This is a genomic window from Acidovorax sp. DMC1 (assembly GCF_056314325.1).
Window position 1 is genome coordinate 752696 of record NZ_JBQUYO010000001.1, and the last position, 14707, is coordinate 767402.

General features: G+C 66.5%; 16 protein-coding genes. 5 read left to right on the plus strand and 11 right to left on the minus strand.

The features are described 5' to 3' along the window. Window positions 1-69: 69 nt before the first annotated feature. The 4 genes from ACT531_RS03515 (at window position 70) to ACT531_RS03530 (ending at window position 4863) form a co-directional block, all read left to right on the plus strand. Window positions 70-1359: a solute carrier family 23 protein gene (locus ACT531_RS03515; RefSeq protein WP_476016483.1), complete on the plus strand. Its 1290-nt coding sequence runs from the start codon at window positions 70-72 to the stop codon at window positions 1357-1359. A gap of 142 nt (window positions 1360-1501) precedes the next feature. Continuing rightward, window positions 1502-3043 carry an acetyl-CoA hydrolase/transferase family protein gene (locus ACT531_RS03520; protein WP_476016484.1) on the plus strand — a complete coding sequence of 514 codons (1542 nt, stop codon included), beginning with the start codon at window positions 1502-1504 and terminating at the stop codon, window positions 3041-3043. A gap of 159 nt (window positions 3044-3202) precedes the next feature. After that, window positions 3203-4354, plus strand: a complete 1152-nt coding sequence (locus ACT531_RS03525; RefSeq protein WP_476016485.1) for an ABC transporter substrate-binding protein — start codon at window positions 3203-3205, stop codon at window positions 4352-4354. A gap of 86 nt (window positions 4355-4440) precedes the next feature. After that, a complete protein-coding gene (locus ACT531_RS03530) occupies window positions 4441-4863 on the plus strand; it encodes a hotdog fold thioesterase (protein WP_476016621.1) in 423 nt (140 codons plus the stop codon). Window positions 4864-5010: 147 nt separating this feature from the next. Here ACT531_RS03530 and ACT531_RS03535 read toward each other — a convergent pair whose 3' ends face one another. Continuing rightward, window positions 5011-5580, minus strand: a complete 570-nt coding sequence (locus tag ACT531_RS03535) for a cob(I)yrinic acid a,c-diamide adenosyltransferase (RefSeq protein ID WP_015011964.1) — start codon at window positions 5578-5580, stop codon at window positions 5011-5013. A gap of 183 nt (window positions 5581-5763) precedes the next feature. Beyond that, the gene (locus tag ACT531_RS03540) at window positions 5764-6204 is read right to left on the minus strand and encodes a hypothetical protein (protein ID WP_291443424.1); all 441 of its coding nucleotides are present in this window, start codon (window positions 6202-6204) and stop codon (window positions 5764-5766) included. A gap of 333 nt (window positions 6205-6537) precedes the next feature. On the opposite strand from ACT531_RS03540, the gene ACT531_RS03545 reads away from it, so the two are divergent. Further along, on the plus strand, window positions 6538-6867 hold the full coding sequence (locus ACT531_RS03545; RefSeq protein ID WP_298451438.1) for an EF-hand domain-containing protein: 330 nt from the start codon (window positions 6538-6540) through the stop codon (window positions 6865-6867). A gap of 138 nt (window positions 6868-7005) precedes the next feature. Here the strand turns inward: ACT531_RS03545 and ACT531_RS03550 are convergent, their stop codons facing one another. The 9 genes from ACT531_RS03550 to ACT531_RS03590 all read right to left on the minus strand — a co-directional run bounded on the left by ACT531_RS03550 (window position 7006) and on the right by ACT531_RS03590 (window position 14691). Further along, window positions 7006-7809 carry an amino acid ABC transporter ATP-binding protein gene (locus ACT531_RS03550; RefSeq protein ID WP_476016486.1) on the minus strand — a complete coding sequence of 268 codons (804 nt, stop codon included), beginning with the start codon at window positions 7807-7809 and terminating at the stop codon, window positions 7006-7008. Continuing rightward, window positions 7793-8446, minus strand: a complete 654-nt coding sequence (locus ACT531_RS03555) for an amino acid ABC transporter permease (protein ID WP_056057035.1) — start codon at window positions 8444-8446, stop codon at window positions 7793-7795. The genes ACT531_RS03550 and ACT531_RS03555 overlap by 17 nt, the downstream gene beginning before the upstream one ends. Before the next feature lie 6 nt (window positions 8447-8452). Continuing rightward, a complete protein-coding gene (locus ACT531_RS03560; RefSeq protein ID WP_476016487.1) occupies window positions 8453-9127 on the minus strand; it encodes an amino acid ABC transporter permease in 675 nt (224 codons plus the stop codon). A gap of 68 nt (window positions 9128-9195) precedes the next feature. After that, window positions 9196-10017 carry a transporter substrate-binding domain-containing protein gene (locus ACT531_RS03565; protein ID WP_476016488.1) on the minus strand — a complete coding sequence of 274 codons (822 nt, stop codon included), beginning with the start codon at window positions 10015-10017 and terminating at the stop codon, window positions 9196-9198. Continuing rightward, window positions 10014-10808 (minus strand): GntR family transcriptional regulator, encoded by a 795-nt coding sequence (locus ACT531_RS03570; protein WP_060987010.1) that lies wholly within the window; start codon window positions 10806-10808, stop codon window positions 10014-10016. The genes ACT531_RS03565 and ACT531_RS03570 overlap by 4 nt, the downstream gene beginning before the upstream one ends. A 261-nt stretch (window positions 10809-11069) precedes the next feature. Next, window positions 11070-11492 (minus strand): DUF2752 domain-containing protein, encoded by a 423-nt coding sequence (locus ACT531_RS03575; protein ID WP_476016489.1) that lies wholly within the window; start codon window positions 11490-11492, stop codon window positions 11070-11072. Window positions 11493-11505: 13 nt separating this feature from the next. After that, window positions 11506-12078 (minus strand): hypothetical protein, encoded by a 573-nt coding sequence (locus tag ACT531_RS03580; RefSeq protein ID WP_343734137.1) that lies wholly within the window; start codon window positions 12076-12078, stop codon window positions 11506-11508. 109 nt (window positions 12079-12187) lie between these two features. Then, entirely contained in the window at window positions 12188-13696 is a 1509-nt protein-coding gene (locus ACT531_RS03585; RefSeq protein ID WP_476016490.1) for a carboxylesterase/lipase family protein, read from the minus strand. Then, complete coding sequence (locus tag ACT531_RS03590) at window positions 13693-14691, minus strand: Bug family tripartite tricarboxylate transporter substrate binding protein (protein WP_476016491.1); 999 nt, start codon at window positions 14689-14691, stop codon at window positions 13693-13695. Before ACT531_RS03590 ends, ACT531_RS03585 begins: the two co-directional genes overlap by 4 nt. Window positions 14692-14707 lie beyond the last annotated feature (16 nt).

Here is a 14707-nt window from a genome sequence, read left to right on the forward strand (position 1 = left end):
CGCGCAGGTTCACGGCAAGGCCATCCCCATCCACTAGCATTCGCGCCTCAACAACAAGGAACCAACAAGATGGGATTCATGAACTGGCGCGTGAAAAGCGCTGAGGTGTTGCAACAAGGCGGCGTGATCGCGCCGGACGAGCGGCTGCCCTGGCCGCAGACGGCGGTGATGGGCGTGCAGCACGTGATTGCGATGTTTGGCGCCACGGTGCTGGCGCCCATCCTGATGGGCTTTGACCCGAACGTGGCCATCCTGATGAGCGGCGTGGGCACGCTGATCTTTTTCCTCGTCACCGGCGGCAAGGTGCCCAGTTACCTGGGGTCGAGCTTTGCGTTCATCGGCGTGGTGATCGCGGCCACGGGCTATGCGGGCAGCGGGCCCAACGCCAACATTGGCGTGGCGCTGGGGGGCATCATTGCGTGCGGCCTGCTCTATACGCTCATTGGCGCGCTGGTGCAGGCCATTGGCACAGGCTGGATCGAACGCTTCATGCCGCCCGTGGTCACCGGTGCCGTGGTGGCGGTGATCGGCCTGAACCTGGCGGGCATTCCCATCAAGAACATGGCGGCCAGCAACTTTGACAGCTGGATGCAGCTGGTGACCTTTGTGAGCGTGGGCCTGGTGGCCGTGCTCACGCGCGGCATGGTGCAGCGCCTGCTGATTCTGGTGGGCCTCATCGTGGCGAGCATCATCTACGCGGTGCTGACCAACGGCCTCGGCCTGGGCAAACCCATTGACCTGTCGATCCTGGCGAATGCTGCCTGGGTGGGCATGCCCAACTTCGCCGCACCGGTGTTCGAGGCCAACGCCATGCTGCTGATTGCACCGGTGGCCATCATCCTCGTCGCCGAGAACCTGGGCCACATCAAGGCCGTGACGGCCATGACCGGCCAGAACCTGGACCGCTACATGGGCCGCGCGTTCATCGGCGACGGCATTGCCACCATGGTCAGCGGCAGCGCGGGCGGCACGGGCGTGACCACCTATGCAGAAAACATCGGCGTGATGGCGGCGACCAAGATCTACTCCACCGCCGTGTTTTTGCTGGCCGGCGTGTTTGCGCTGGTGCTGGGTTTTTCCCCCAAGTTCGGCGCGCTGATCCAGACGATTCCGCTGCCGGTGATGGGCGGCGTGTCCATCGTGGTGTTTGGCCTGATCGCGGTGGCGGGCGCCAAGATCTGGGTGGACAACAAGGTGGACTTTTCGCAGAACAAGAACCTCATCGTGGCGGCCATCACCCTCATCCTGGGCACGGGCGACTTCACGCTGAAGTTCGGTCAGTTTGCGCTGGGCGGCATCGGCACCGCCACGTTCGGGGCAATCCTGCTGTACGCACTGCTCAACCGCAAAGCGGCGTAATCTGTGGATGTGGCCCGGCCTGATGGCATTTGTAAGGGTTAACCCTTAATTTGTAAGGAACGAAGGCTAGCATCCTGGGTTTTGTCCACAGGGCCATCCGCTCACCGGGCGGGTGGCCTTTTTCTTTTTGCGGAGTTTGTTCATGTCCCTGGCCGATCGGGTGCTGTACCCCGACTTTCTCTCCCGCACCATGACCGCCGACGAGGCGGCCGCCCTGATCCCCGCCGGTGCCCATGTGGGCATGAGCGGATTCACCGGCGCGGGCTACCCCAAGGCAGTGCCCGGCGCGCTGGCGCGCCGCATCGAAAGCCTGAACGCGCAGGGCCATGGCTTCAAGATCGGGCTGTGGACGGGCGCCAGCACCGCGCCCGAGCTGGACGGCGCGCTGGCCCAGGTGGACGGCATCGAGATGCGCCTGCCCTACCAGTCCGACCCCACGGTGCGCCGCCAGATCAATGCGGGACAGATGCAGTATGTGGACATTCACCTCTCGCATGTGGCGCAGTTTGTGTGGTTTGGCTTTCTGGGCAAGCTGGATGTGGCGGTGGTCGAGGTGGCGGGCGTGTTGCCCGACGGGCGGCTGATCCCCTCGTCCTCGGTGGGCAACAACAAGACCTGGCTGGACCAGGCCGACAAGGTCATCCTGGAGGTGAATGCCTGGCACAACCCGCAGCTGGAGGGCATGCACGACATCTACTACGGCACCGACCGACCGCCGCACCGCAAGCCCATCCCCATGACGCGGCCCGACGAGCGCATTGGCGAGCCCTACCTGCGCTGCGACCCGAACAAGGTGATTGCGGTGGTGATGACCAACCAGCCCGACCGCAACAGCGTGTATGCCGCGCCCGATGACACCTCCAACCGCATCGCGGGCCACATCATCGAGTTCCTGCAGCATGAGGTGAAGAAGGGCCGCCTGCCCAAGGACCTGCTGCCGCTGCAGTCGGGCGTGGGCAACATCGCCAACGCGGTGCTGGCCGGGCTGAACAACGGCCCCTTCGAGAACCTCACGGCCTACACCGAGGTGCTGCAGGACGGCATGCTGGACATTCTGCGCTCGGGTAAGCTGGCTAGCGCCTCGGCCACGGCGCTGTCGCTGAGCCCCACAGCGATGCAGGACTTCAACGACCGCATCGAGTTCTACAAGCAGCGCATCGTTTTGCGCCCGCAGGAGATCAGCAACCACCCTGAGCTGATCCGCCGCATGGGCCTGATTGCGATGAACGGGATGATTGAGGCCGACATCTACGGCAACGTGAACTCCACGCATGTGATGGGCTCGGCCATCATGAACGGCATCGGCGGCTCGGGCGACTTTGCGCGCAATGCGTATCTGTCGATCTTCATGACTCCGTCGCTGGCCAAGAACGGCAGCATCTCGTGCATCGTACCCATGGCCTCGCATGTGGACCACACCGAGCACGATGTGCAAATCCTCGTCACCGAACAAGGCCTGGCCGACCTGCGCGGGCACTCGCCCTCGCAACGCGCCGAGATCATCATCGACCGCTGCGCACACCCGGACTTCCGGCCCGCGCTGCACGACTATGTGGCCCGCGCCAAGCGCGGCGCCGTAGGCCAGCACACACCGCACCTGCTGAACGAGGCGCTGTCGTGGCACCAGCGGTATGTGGAGACGGGCAGCATGCGCGCACCTGCAGGCCCTGCCAGCGCTGCTTAAAGCGGTCCGTGTTGGGCCTGCAGGCCTTTGACAGCCAATTGGCAGCCTGGGCAGATAAAATCAGGGTTAACCCTAGGTCTATCGACCTCCCCCTGTCCACCCCCCACCAGCCCCCATCCGGGGCTGGTGGCTTTTTTGCCTGCGAGTTTTTTTGTGACCATGCAACGCCGTCAGTTCACCCAATCCCTCGTGGCCGCCAGCGCCGGCCTGCTGCTTGCCACCTCGTCGCGCGCCGTCGGCGTGCAAGACCCCATGGACGCCAAGAGCGTGACCATTGGCTGCTCGCTGGGCACCACCGGCGCCCTGGCCAGCCTGGGCAAGGAACTCAAGCAAGGGCTGGATGCGGGCATTGCGCAGGCCAACGCCAAAGGCATCCACGGCCGCGAGATCAAGCTGCTGGCCCTGGACGACGGCTATGACGCCGCGCGATCGGAAGACAACGTGCGCAAGCTGATTGCCGATGCCAACGTGGTGTCGCTGATCTCCTGCATGGGCACGGCCAACAACCAGCGCATCCTGCCGCTGGTGGACGAGGCGCAGATCCCCTATGTGGCCCCCCAGAGCGGCGCCACCTCGCTGCGCAAGGCCGAGTACCGCTCGGTGTTCCACGTGCGCGCGAGCTACACCGATGAAGCCCAGCGCCTGGCCCAAAAGCTGGTGTCTATGGGCATCACCGAGCTGGCCGTCGTGTACCAGGACACCGCCTTTGGCCGCGAGTTTCTGGCCGATGTGACCAAGGCCATGGCGGCCGCCAAGCAGCCCGCGCCCAAGGCCTTCAAGCTCGACGCCCAAGGCGCCCAGGTGGCCGACGTGGTGGGCAAGGCCGTGGCCGCTAAGCCCAACGCCGTACTGCTGGGCACGGCGGGCGACATCACCGCCACCCTGGTCAATGAGTTCAAGAAAGTCTCGCCCAGCACGCCGCTGGCCGCCACCAGCGTGGCGCTGTCGGGCGACAACCTGCGCCAGCTGGGTGGCAAGGCCTCGGGCATTGCGCTGTCGATGGTGCTGCCCGATGCGGCCCGCACCAGCTATGCCGTGGTGCGCGACTACCAGAAGGCCATGCGCGCACTGGGCTACCAGGAGTTCTCGGCCCGCAGCTTTGAAGGCTATGTGAACGCCCGCGTGCTGGCCGAGGGCCTGGAGCGCGCCGGCCGCGACCTGACGCGTGCCAAGCTGCGCAACGCCCTCGCAGGCATCCGCAGCAATGACCTGGGCGGCCTGTCCATCGACTACGCAGGCGGCGCACCCTATGTGGGCTCGCGCTTTCTGGACCTGGGGGTGATGGGCGCCAACGGGAAGTTTGTGGGCTGAGGCCAGACGCGTGCGGCACAGGGCGGCGCCACGGGCATTGGCACAATCAGCGGCTTGCACTGACTTGGCCCTGCCCCGTGAACACCATGCCCATCTGGAAGAAACCCATCGATCTGGACCTGCTGAAGGCCGCCAACCGCAACACCGCCGTAGAGCACCTGGGCATCGAATTTGTCGAGGTGGGTGACGACTTTCTGCGCGCCCGGGTGCCGGTGGACCACCGCACCATCCAGCCTTTTGGCCTGCTGCACGGCGGCGTCAGCGTGGTGCTGGCCGAGTCCATGGGCTCCACCGGCGCCTACTACGCCCTGCCCGAGGGCTACCGCGCCGTGGGCCTGGACATCAACGCCAACCACCTGCGCTCTGCCACCAGCGGTTGGGTGACCGGCACGGCAAAGCCCGTGCACATCGGCCGCACCACGCATGTGTGGCACATCGATCTGCACAACGAAGCGGGCGAGCTGACCTGTGTGTCACGCCTCACCATGGCGATCCTTTCCCCACGATAGGGCTCAGCAGCCTGAGGCACTCGCGCCTTCCCCCTTCTCTCCCATCGCTCGCGGCGGTCCTGGCATGGGGCGCGCCCGTGGCAATGGCTGGGGAAATTTTTGATGAAAATGCCCCCAAGCGCTAGATAAATATGCGCTGGCTGCTATTTATTCAGTAGCATTCTGCTGTGCCAGGCGCTCGCTTTTCCAGTACACGTCATCCCCGCCATCCATGCGGTTGAGCACGCGGGCCAGCACGAACATCAGGTCGGAGAGGCGGTTGAGGTACTGGCGTGGCGCGTCGTTCAGGGCCTCTTCGTTGCCCAGGGCTACGACTGCACGTTCGGCGCGGCGGGCCACGGTGCGGCAGATGTGCGCTTGCGATGCGGCGCGCGTGCCTGCAGGCAGGATGAACTCCTGCAGGCGCGGCAGCGCGGCATTGTGGTGGGCCAAGGCTTCGTCCAGAGCCAGCACGGCTTCGGCCTTGAGCAATTCAAAGCCCGGGATCGACAGCTCACCGCCCAGATTGAACAGCTGGTGCTGCACCTCGACCAGCAGGGTGCGGACTTCATCGGGCATGGGCTCGCACAGCAGCAGGCCGATGTGGGAGTTGAGTTCGTCCACATCGCCCATCGCGTGAATGCGCAGGCTGTTTTTGGAGACGCGCTGGTTGTTGCCCAGGCCGGTGGTGCCGGCGTCGCCGGTGCGCGTGGCGATCTGTGAAAGTCGGTTGGCCATGTGAATGAGTGCGGGTCAGCAAACGGAAGATGCCGGATTGTCCCCCGACCCGCCATCCCCCTTTTGCCCGCACGGTCGAGACGCCAAAGCGCCCCTGCGCGGCGGGACGCAGGGGCGCTTGGGGGCGTGGAGAAGTTTTCCCACAGGTTTCCCCTCAGTTGGCGGGCGAAGCCGCCGGGGTTATCAGTGGGTTGCCGACGTACGGTTCAATTTATCGATGTCTGCCGTGGACACGCCCGTGTTGGTGGGCTGCATCTGGTTCCAGGCCTGTGCGTGGTAGGCATCCCATTCAGCCCGCGACACCATGCCGTCGCCATTGGTGTCCATCAGCCGCGCGTTCACGCGCATATCGGCCTTGGCAGCGGCCTTGCCGCCGGCTGCGCTGGGGTTGATCTCTGCCACGGGGGCTGAACGGCCATTGCCGGCAGCGGGATCAGCGGGAGCCGCTGCGCTGCGGCTGGCGCGTTGGTCGACCTTGTTCTGCGCCGCAGAGGCTGCCACACCACCCGATGCCGTGGGGTTCACTTCAGAGGGTGGGCGGGCGGTGTTGTTGGCGGGTGCCTGGGCCAGTGCGGCGGTACAGGCGAAGGCAGCGAGTGCGGCGAGAACGGTTTGCTTTTGCATGGAATGGCTCCTTGGTGGAAGTTGAACAACAGCATCCCGAAGGACACATGCAATTCATTGTTGGAAGGAGTGCGGGCAGACGCTGTAGGACACGCACGGGCCTGCCGGTCATCCCCCCATCGTCCCGGCGCGTAGGGCGCAGCGCGAAACGAGGCCCTGGTTTGCGCCTACTTTTGGCTACATCCGCGGCGCGCCCAGACACAAAACACGGCCGCGGCGTTACACAGCGCAGGCAAATGTAGAGCGAGGCAACAGCAGGCAAGAGTGCTGGCGTGCAGGGCCGGGCTGCGGTGCAATCAAACCCTGTTCAACTTCGAAGGAGCTTCGCTTCCCATGAAAGCACTGCAACGACGTACTTATTCGTTCGATACCCGCAGCGTGATGCTTTTTGCGGCCCTCTCCCTGGGCGGCATGGGTGCATTGCATGCGCAGACCGCCGCGTCTTCCGGCCAAGCCGCGCCCTATTCCTACGGCCCCGGCACGGGTAACCCATCCAGGGCTGCGACCGACGCCTTCAACCGCGCCGACACCGACAAGGACGGCAAACTGAGCGAAAAAGAAGCGGCCCGACTGCCAGCCATTAGCCAGCGATTCAAGGAGCTCGACACGGACAAGAACGGAACGCTGTCAACGACCGAATTCGAGAAGGGCATGCACTCTTAGTCGATCCGTCAACACCGGGGCGATGACCGCCAAGCTTGCTCCCGGCGAATCTCTATCCACGCACTTCAGAGGGCCTTCGCGGGATTCCACTCCCGCGAGGGCTAGGCACATGCACGGTGCCCGGCAACCCGCAGTCACTCAATCGTGCAACGACGACAAGAACTGCTGCAGTTCCGGCGTCTGCGGGCTACCAAACAGCTGAGCAGGTGTGCCCTGCTCGTGCACCCGCCCCTGGTGCATGAAGATCACGCGGTCGCTCACCTTGCGGGCAAACGCCATCTCGTGCGTGACCATCATCAGCGTCATGCCTTCCTGCGCCAGTGACTCGACCACGCGCAGCACTTCGCCCACTAGTTCTGGGTCCAGCGCCGAGGTGATCTCGTCGCACAGCAGCACCTGCGGCTCCATGGCCAGCGCGCGCGCAATGGCCACGCGCTGCTGCTGGCCGCCCGAGAGCTGGTCGGGCATGGCGTCAAACTTTTCGGCCAGACCCACACGCTGCAGCAACTGGCGCGCCTGCGCCTCGGCGGCCTTGGCATCACGCGCCTTCACCAGCGTGGGCGCCAGCATGATGTTGCGGCCCACGCTGAGGTGCGGAAACAGGTTGAAGCTCTGGAAGATCATGCCCACCTGCTGGCGCAGCGCGCGCATGGCCGTGGGGCTGTCGTGCAGCAGCTTCTGGCCGTTGACGCTGAGCGCGCCTTCCTGGAACTCCTCCAGCCCATTCACGCAGCGCAGCAACGTGCTCTTGCCCGAGCCACTCTTGCCGATGATGGCGATGACCTCGCCGCGCTGCACTTTCAGGTCGATGCCCTTGAGCACTTCATTGCTGCCGTAGGACTTGCGCAGCGCAGTGATGTCCACAATGGGCGGCTCACCCACCACGATGCCGTCGTGCGCAAGGGTGGGTTTGGTTGCGGAGGCTTCAGCGGCGATGGCCATGGAGTTTCCTTTCAAGGGACTGCGCCACCAGGCTCACCGGGAAGCACAAAACAAAATACAGCAGCGCTACGCAGGCGTAGACGAGGAAGGGCTTGTAGGTGGCGTTGGAGATCATGCTGCCCGCCTTGGTCAGCTCCACAAAGCCGATGACCGAAGCCAGCGCCGTGCCCTTGATCACCTGCACCAGAAAGCCCACCGTGGGCGGCACCGCGATGCGCAGCGCCTGCGGCAGCACCACGTGGCGCAGCTGCTCGCCAAAGTTGAGCGCCAGGCTCTGCGCCGCCTCCCACTGCCCCTTGGGGATGGAGGCCACACAGCCGCGCCAGATCTCTGTGAGGTAGGCACTGGTGTAGAGCGTGAGCGCCACCGCAGCAGCCGTCCACGGCGAGGTCTTGATACCGAACAGCGCAATGCCGAAGTAGGCCAGGAACAGCTGCATCAGCAGCGGCGTGCCCTGGAACACCTGCACATAAGCGCCCACGGCGCGGTCCACGCCACGCACTTTGGACAGGCGCAGCACCAGCAGCACCAGGCCCACCAGGCCACCACCGATGAAGGCGATGAGGGACAGGGACACCGTCCAGCGCGCTGCCAGCAGCAGGTTGCGCAGGATGTCCCACAGGGAAAATTCAACCATCTCGATTTACCTCCCCACCAAGAATCGGGCGCCCACCCACATCAGCAGGCGGCGGGTGAGCATGGACAGCACCAGGTACACGGCAGTGGCCAGGATGAAGGCCTCGAAAGCGCGGAAGGTGTTGCTGGAGATCAGGTTGGCGGCGTAGCTCAGCTCGGGCGTGGAGATCTGCCCACACACGGCCGAGCCCAGCATCACGATGATGATCTGGCTGACCATCGCGGGCCACACCTTTTGCAGCGCGGGCGGCAGCACCACACGCCGGAAGGTCTGGCCCGGCGTGAGCGCCAGGCCGTGTGCGGCTTCGATCTGGCCACGGGGCGTGGCCTCGATGCCCGCGCGGATGATCTCGGCCGAATACGCGCCCAGGTTGATCACCATGGCCAGCATCGACGCGAACTCGGGCGAGAGCTTGAGCCCCAGCGCGGGCAGGCCAAAGAACAGGAAGAACAGCTGCACGATGAAGGGCGTGTTGCGCACCAGCTCCACATAGCTGGCCACGGCCCAGCGCAACGGCGCAGGCCGGTGCCCCAGGTTGCGCGCCCGCGCCCAGGCGCAGGCTGTGCCCAGCAGCAGGCCCAGCACGGTGCCCACAATGGTGAGGCCCATGGTCCAGACCACGCCGCGCACCAGCAGCGGCCACGACGCAAGGACGGCAGAAAAATCGAGCGCAATCAGCATGCTTGTGCCCTGCGCCGCTTGTCGCGCCACAGGCCCTTGGGTTTCAGCAGTTCATCCGGTGCGCCGCATCACAGGGGCAGGTCGCCCGCAGGGCGGCCCAGCCACTTGTTCGACAGCTTGTCGATGTCACCCGACTTGCGCGCCTCGGCAATGATTTCGTTCACGCGCAGGCGCAGCTTGTCTTCGCCCTTGGCCACGCCGATGAAGTTGGGGCTGTCCTTGAGCAGCAGCTTGTATTCGGTCTGCAGGTTGGGGTTCTTGACCATGATGGTGCCCGCCGTCGATGCACTGGTCGCAATGGCCTGCGTCTGGCCCGACACAAAGGCCGCAATGCTGGCGGCGTGGTCTTCAAAGCGCTTCACGTCCACACCGGGGGGCGCGACCTTGGCCAGCTCCTGGTCTTCCATCGCGCCGCGCGTCACGGCTACCGTCTTGCCCGCCAGGTCGGCAAAGCTCTTGATGTTCAGGCTCTTGCTCGCAAACACGGCCTGGAAGAACGGTGCGTAGGCGGCAGTGAAGTCGATCACCTTCTCGCGCTCGGGGTTCTTGCCCAGCGTGGAGATCACCAGGTCGGCCTTCTGGGTCTGCAGGTACGGGATGCGGTTGGCGCTGGTCACGGGGATGAGTTCGACCTTCACACCCAGCTTGGCGCCGATGTAGTTGGCCATCTCCACGTCCAGGCCCTGGGGCTTGAGGTCGGTGCCCACAAAGCCGTAGGGCGGGTAGTCGGTGGGGATGGCGATCTTGATTTCCTTGGCCTTGAGGATGTTGTCCAGCGCGTTCTGCGCGTGGGCGGCGGGCGCCATCAGCGCTGCTGCAAGGCCGCTGGCGGCGAGCACGCCCAGGGTCAGGCGGCGGGTGGACGAGGTGACGGTGCGGACGGTGGTCATAGCAGGGCTCCTAGGTAGGTGGATGCGTCGGCGTGTGCGTCTGGGTCAGACGCTGGGGAGGAGGAACTCTTGGCGGCGCGGGGCTTGCGCGCGCGGGCTGGTGGGGTGGCTGGTGCAGGGCTCTTGCTCACTGGTGCCAGCGCGTCGCGCAGCCCGGCCAGCGGGTCGCTGCTGGCCTGCAGACGCAGGGCCGACTGCACGGTGCCGATGTGCTCGGACATGAGTGCCTCGGCGCGGGCAATGTCGCCCGCCTCCAGCGCCTCGACGATGCGCACATGGTCGGCGCAGCTCTGCGCCGCATCGTGCGATGATTGGTAGAGCATGGCGATGAGCGTGGTGCGCGCCGTGAAGTCACGCAGCGTGTCGGCCAGCAGGCTGTTGCCCAGGCATTCGGCCAGGCACACATGAAAGTCGCCCAGCAAAAAGCTGCGCATGCCCACATCGGTGCCGGCCAGCGCGGCTTTTTCGCGCTGCAGGTGGCTTTTGAGCTGGCGCAGTGCCGCCTTGTCCACCACCTTGAGCTGGTGCAGCAAACCCAGTTCGATCACGCGGCGCGCCTCGAAGGCCTCGCGCGCTTCGTCCTGCGAGGGCTCGATCACATACCAGCCGCGCCGGGCGCTGACGGTGACGATGCCGCGTGTGGCCAGCCGCGTGAGCGCCTCGCGCACGATGGTGCGGCTGCAGTCGAACAGCATGGCCAGCTGCTGCTCGCCGAGGCGCGAGCCGGGCGCGAGCTTTTGCGCCATCACGGCTTCGATGATGCGGTTGCTGATCTCGGTGGCGGTGGTCATTGCCTGCGGTATCGCAGGTTCCGTGCCAACTGGTATACAAGCTCAATGCACCAGCCTGGCGCACGGAGGCTGTGCACCATGGGGCAGTCTGCCCCGCAACGATGCGCGGGGCTGCGCTAATTTGACCCAAGGGGATGCTGGTGCATGGATGTGGTGCAGCCCACGGCGCCGGCGGGCCGCTCACTGCGCCCTAACGGCTGCAGAAAGCTATCGCTTTTGCCTGTAGGGAAGCAACAAAGCCCCTCCGGGCCCAGCAAGCCGTTATACGAGTCCGGTCAGGCGCAAGACCCAGGACAGCACCAGCCCGCCGCCCACTGCGGCCAACACCGCTGGGTGCCACCAATGCCAGCGCGCCACGCGGCGGCGGCCCTGGGCGCCTTCAACCACCGCCTGGCCCGCCAGCAGCACCAGCCACAGCAGCAGCACCAGCGCGCCCGGGTTGGCAGCCCAGGCGGCCGCCCAATCGCCTTGCACCAAGGCTGCGCACGCATGCGTGCCGCCGCACAGCGGGCAGGGCATGCCCGTCAGCGCGCGAAACCCGCAACCCAGACCCGGCCCGCCCTGCCCCAGCCACCAGGGTGTGGCGGCCATGGCCAGCGGCCAGCCCAGGCCGAACATCAGCCGCAGCCGCCGCGCGCTCCTATCCAGCGGCTGCCAGGCGGGCGTGCCGCCCACCGGCACCACGGCGGGTCCGGGGTTAGAGGGGAGGCAGTGCGACCGGTTCATCGCCCACCAATTGGCGTGCCATGTAGTACGAGCCGATGGTGGACAGCGGTAGCGTCAGCAGCGCACCCACCCAACACAGCAGAAAACCCAGCGAGCCCACAATGCCCAGCACCAGCGAGCAGAAAAACGCCGAGCCCAGGTTCTTGGTCACAATGCTCCAGGCCTGGCTGAAGGCGGCCACACCGTCGCGCTCACCGCGCGCCACCAGAAACAACGCCACCGGGGGCAGCGCCATGACCAGCAGGCCAGGGATGAAGCACAGCATGAAGCCCAGCGACACGACCAGCGAGCTGATGAGCCCCGCCACAAAGGCGGGCACAAAGTCGTCAAAGCCCCGAAAGACGTCGCCGATCTGCACCGCTTCGCCGCGCGTCTCCCGTTCGATCATGCGCATGTAGCCCACCATCATGGGCCCGGCCAACAGGCCCGCGCTGATGCCGGCGACCACCATCACCAGCAAGGTGCACACCACATGGGTGAGGACGTTTTTCTTAAAGGTGCCCCAGGCACCCGACAGGCAATCTCCCACACTGGCTGAAGCCATGGCAATCCCTCTCTCTGTAGTTGGTTGGTCGCGCACAAGCGCCGGCCCAGTGTAGCGAGCCAGCTGCTGCTGTGGTACCCCCTGGCGAGGGATCCCAGTGAGCGGATCGCTACAGCACGCCCTCCCACAGCGCGAACCGCTCAGGCTGCGTGTGGGGCGCACAGAACAGTGTCTCGCCCACATACTCGACCGGCGGCTGTGCGCCGGCATACGGCGCCCATCCAGGGTGGCCATCCCGCGCAAACGCCACCCAGCGCTGCTGAAGCGCCTCGGACAACGCAGCGGGCGGCGCGGGCCCTGCCAGCTCCTGCCCCGTGGGCGTGTGAAGATTGCCGAACACAAATGGCAGCTCCACACCGTGCGCTGCGCCCAAGCGCCCGCGCCACTGCGGCGAGGGCCAGGTGAACTCATAGCCATAGGCGCTGCGGGCCCAGCGGCTGGCCAGCGCGGCAATGCGCTGAGCGGGCACGCGGTAGTAGTAGTCGGACTGCAGCGCGCACAGCCACTCCCCGTGCGTCTGCTGCGCGGGCGGCAGCATGTGGCGCAGCGCTTCTGCGGCATCGGTGGTCAAGCCCACGTCCTGCGCAAAGGCATGGACCTGCGCCTCCGTCACCCGGTCGATGGCGCCGCCGGGCACGTGGTACAGGCGCATCTCCTGCGCGTTGCTGCCCACCAGCACCTGCAGGTCGGGCGACTGGGCCGCCCACTGCTGCGCCAGCGCCTCCAGCGGCGGCGCGGTGAGCACCTGGCCATCGACCACGGGCCGCAGGGGAAAGAAGTTGCGCCCGCCCAGCCCGTGCTGCTGCCGCAGCGCAGGCTCGGACGCCAGCCGGTGCACGGCGTGCAGCACGGCGGTCTGCGGCGCTCCTTCCAATGCAGTCAGGGTGGTCTCCACCCCGGCCAGCGTGGCTACGGCGCGGCGCGCGGCGGCGGCTTCCTCCAAGGTCTGGCAGGCCACGCTGGGGCTTTGCAGAATGACGCGCTGGAACAACCCGCGCGACGCGGGCATGCCCATCAGGCAGGCCAGGGCCCCGGCACCGGCCGACTGGCCGAACACGGTTGTGCGCGCTGCATCGCCGCCCCAGGCGTGGATATGGTCCCGCACCCACTGCAGTGCCAACATCAAGTCCAGCAGGCCGCGATTGGCAGGCGCAGCCTGCTCCTCGCCGTCGAAGTGCAAAAAACCGTCTATGCCCAGCCGGTACTGCACCGACACCAACACCACGCCCCGCCGCGCCAGCGCCGCGCCGTCGTACAGGGGCTCGCTGGCCGCACCGCAAAAGAAGCCGCCGCCATGCACCCACACCATCACGGGCATATGCGCGCCAGGTTCAGCGGGCGGCGCCCACACGTTGACGGCCAGGCAGTCGTCGCCCCCCAGCATGGGCGCAGCGGCACGCGCGGCGCGGGGCAGCTGCGGCGCCATGGGCGCGAACGCAGTGGCATCGCGCACACCGGACCATGGCGAGGCAGGCACCGGCGCCGCAAACCGCAGCGCGCCGCGTGGCGCCTGCGCGTAGGGCATGCCACGGAAGACACGTACGCCCTCCTCCCACAGGCCGCGCAGCTGCCCGCCGTGGGTCAACGTGACCCGGGGCTCTGCAGTGCCCACCGTCATTCGGTGGCCAGTCCCAGCTTGTCGATCAGTGGGCGCCACACGGCCGCATCGCGCGCCGCCCAGGCGCGTGCATCGGCCGGTGCGGTAGCGGTGAGCGTGACGTTCATGGCTTCGAGGCGGGACTTGTACTGCGCATCGCCGCCCCGGCATTTCTCTGTGGCGGCATTGAGCCGGTTCAGCAGCTCGGGCGGCGTGCCTGCCTTGGCCACCACGGCAATCCACGCGGGCCGCGCCAGGTCGCTGGCGGCGGGCAGGGCCTCGGCGATGGTGGGCACATCGGGCAGCAAGGGCGAGCGCTGCGCACCAAACAGCGCCAGCGGCACCAGCTTGCCCGCCTTGACCTGCGCGGCCGCCGTGCCAATCACCAGCGTCATCGCATGGATCTGCTGGCCCATGAGCGCGGTGAGGCCCGCGCCCTCGCCCACAAAGGGCACATGGGTGCCAGGCACGCCCAGCTTTTCGATGAGCGCAGAGGTCAGCAGGTGCGCTGGGCTGCCCTTGCCCGGCGAACCGAAGTTGATACCGCCCGGCGTGGAGCGCGCCAGCTTCTGCAGATCCGCCAAGCTGGCAATGCCCTGCCCCGCTGGCACGGCCAGCACCAGCGGCGATGTGCCCAGCACCGCCACGCCATCAAAGTCGCGCAGCGGATCGTAAGGCTGCTGCTTGTAGACGTAGGGCGTGATGGTCATCTGCGACATGCCGATGCTCAGCAGGTTGTAGCCATCGGCCGGCTGGGCCTTCAGGTAGTTGACGGCCAGGATGCCGTTGGCCCCGGGCTTGTTCTGCACCACCACGGGCTGGCCCAGCTCGCGCGCGGCGCAATCAGCCCACACGCGCGTCATCGCGTCCGAGCCACTGCCGGGCGGCTGCTGGGCGATGAGCTGGATGGGCTTGGCCGGGTAGGCCGCAGGCTGCTGTGCCAGGGCGCTTCCAGCCGCGCAGGCCAGAGCGGCGAGCGCGAGGAAGCGCGGAGCGCGCGTAGAGGCTGAGGTCATGGTGTGTCTCCTGTTA

Bases quoted from the DNA above. Each gene is read 5' to 3' on its own strand.
- ACT531_RS03515 (WP_476016483.1), top strand. From the start codon at position 70: ATGGGATTCATGAACTGGCGCGTGAAAAGCGCTGAGGTGTTGCAACAA.
- ACT531_RS03520 (WP_476016484.1), top strand. From the start codon at position 1,502: ATGTCCCTGGCCGATCGGGTGCTGTACCCCGACTTTCTCTCCCGCACC.
- ACT531_RS03525 (WP_476016485.1), top strand. From the start codon at position 3,203: ATGCAACGCCGTCAGTTCACCCAATCCCTCGTGGCCGCCAGCGCCGGC.
- ACT531_RS03530 (WP_476016621.1), top strand. From the start codon at position 4,441: ATGCCCATCTGGAAGAAACCCATCGATCTGGACCTGCTGAAGGCCGCC.
- ACT531_RS03535 (WP_015011964.1), bottom strand. From the start codon at position 5,580: ATGGCCAACCGACTTTCACAGATCGCCACGCGCACCGGCGACGCCGGC.
- ACT531_RS03540 (WP_291443424.1), bottom strand. From the start codon at position 6,204: ATGCAAAAGCAAACCGTTCTCGCCGCACTCGCTGCCTTCGCCTGTACC.
- ACT531_RS03545 (WP_298451438.1), top strand. From the start codon at position 6,538: ATGAAAGCACTGCAACGACGTACTTATTCGTTCGATACCCGCAGCGTG.
- ACT531_RS03550 (WP_476016486.1), bottom strand. From the start codon at position 7,809: ATGGCCATCGCCGCTGAAGCCTCCGCAACCAAACCCACCCTTGCGCAC.
- ACT531_RS03555 (WP_056057035.1), bottom strand. From the start codon at position 8,446: ATGGTTGAATTTTCCCTGTGGGACATCCTGCGCAACCTGCTGCTGGCA.
- ACT531_RS03560 (WP_476016487.1), bottom strand. From the start codon at position 9,127: ATGCTGATTGCGCTCGATTTTTCTGCCGTCCTTGCGTCGTGGCCGCTG.
- ACT531_RS03565 (WP_476016488.1), bottom strand. From the start codon at position 10,017: ATGACCACCGTCCGCACCGTCACCTCGTCCACCCGCCGCCTGACCCTG.
- ACT531_RS03570 (WP_060987010.1), bottom strand. From the start codon at position 10,808: ATGACCACCGCCACCGAGATCAGCAACCGCATCATCGAAGCCGTGATG.
- ACT531_RS03580 (WP_343734137.1), bottom strand. From the start codon at position 12,078: ATGGCTTCAGCCAGTGTGGGAGATTGCCTGTCGGGTGCCTGGGGCACC.
- ACT531_RS03585 (WP_476016490.1), bottom strand. From the start codon at position 13,696: ATGACGGTGGGCACTGCAGAGCCCCGGGTCACGTTGACCCACGGCGGG.
- ACT531_RS03590 (WP_476016491.1), bottom strand. From the start codon at position 14,691: ATGACCTCAGCCTCTACGCGCGCTCCGCGCTTCCTCGCGCTCGCCGCT.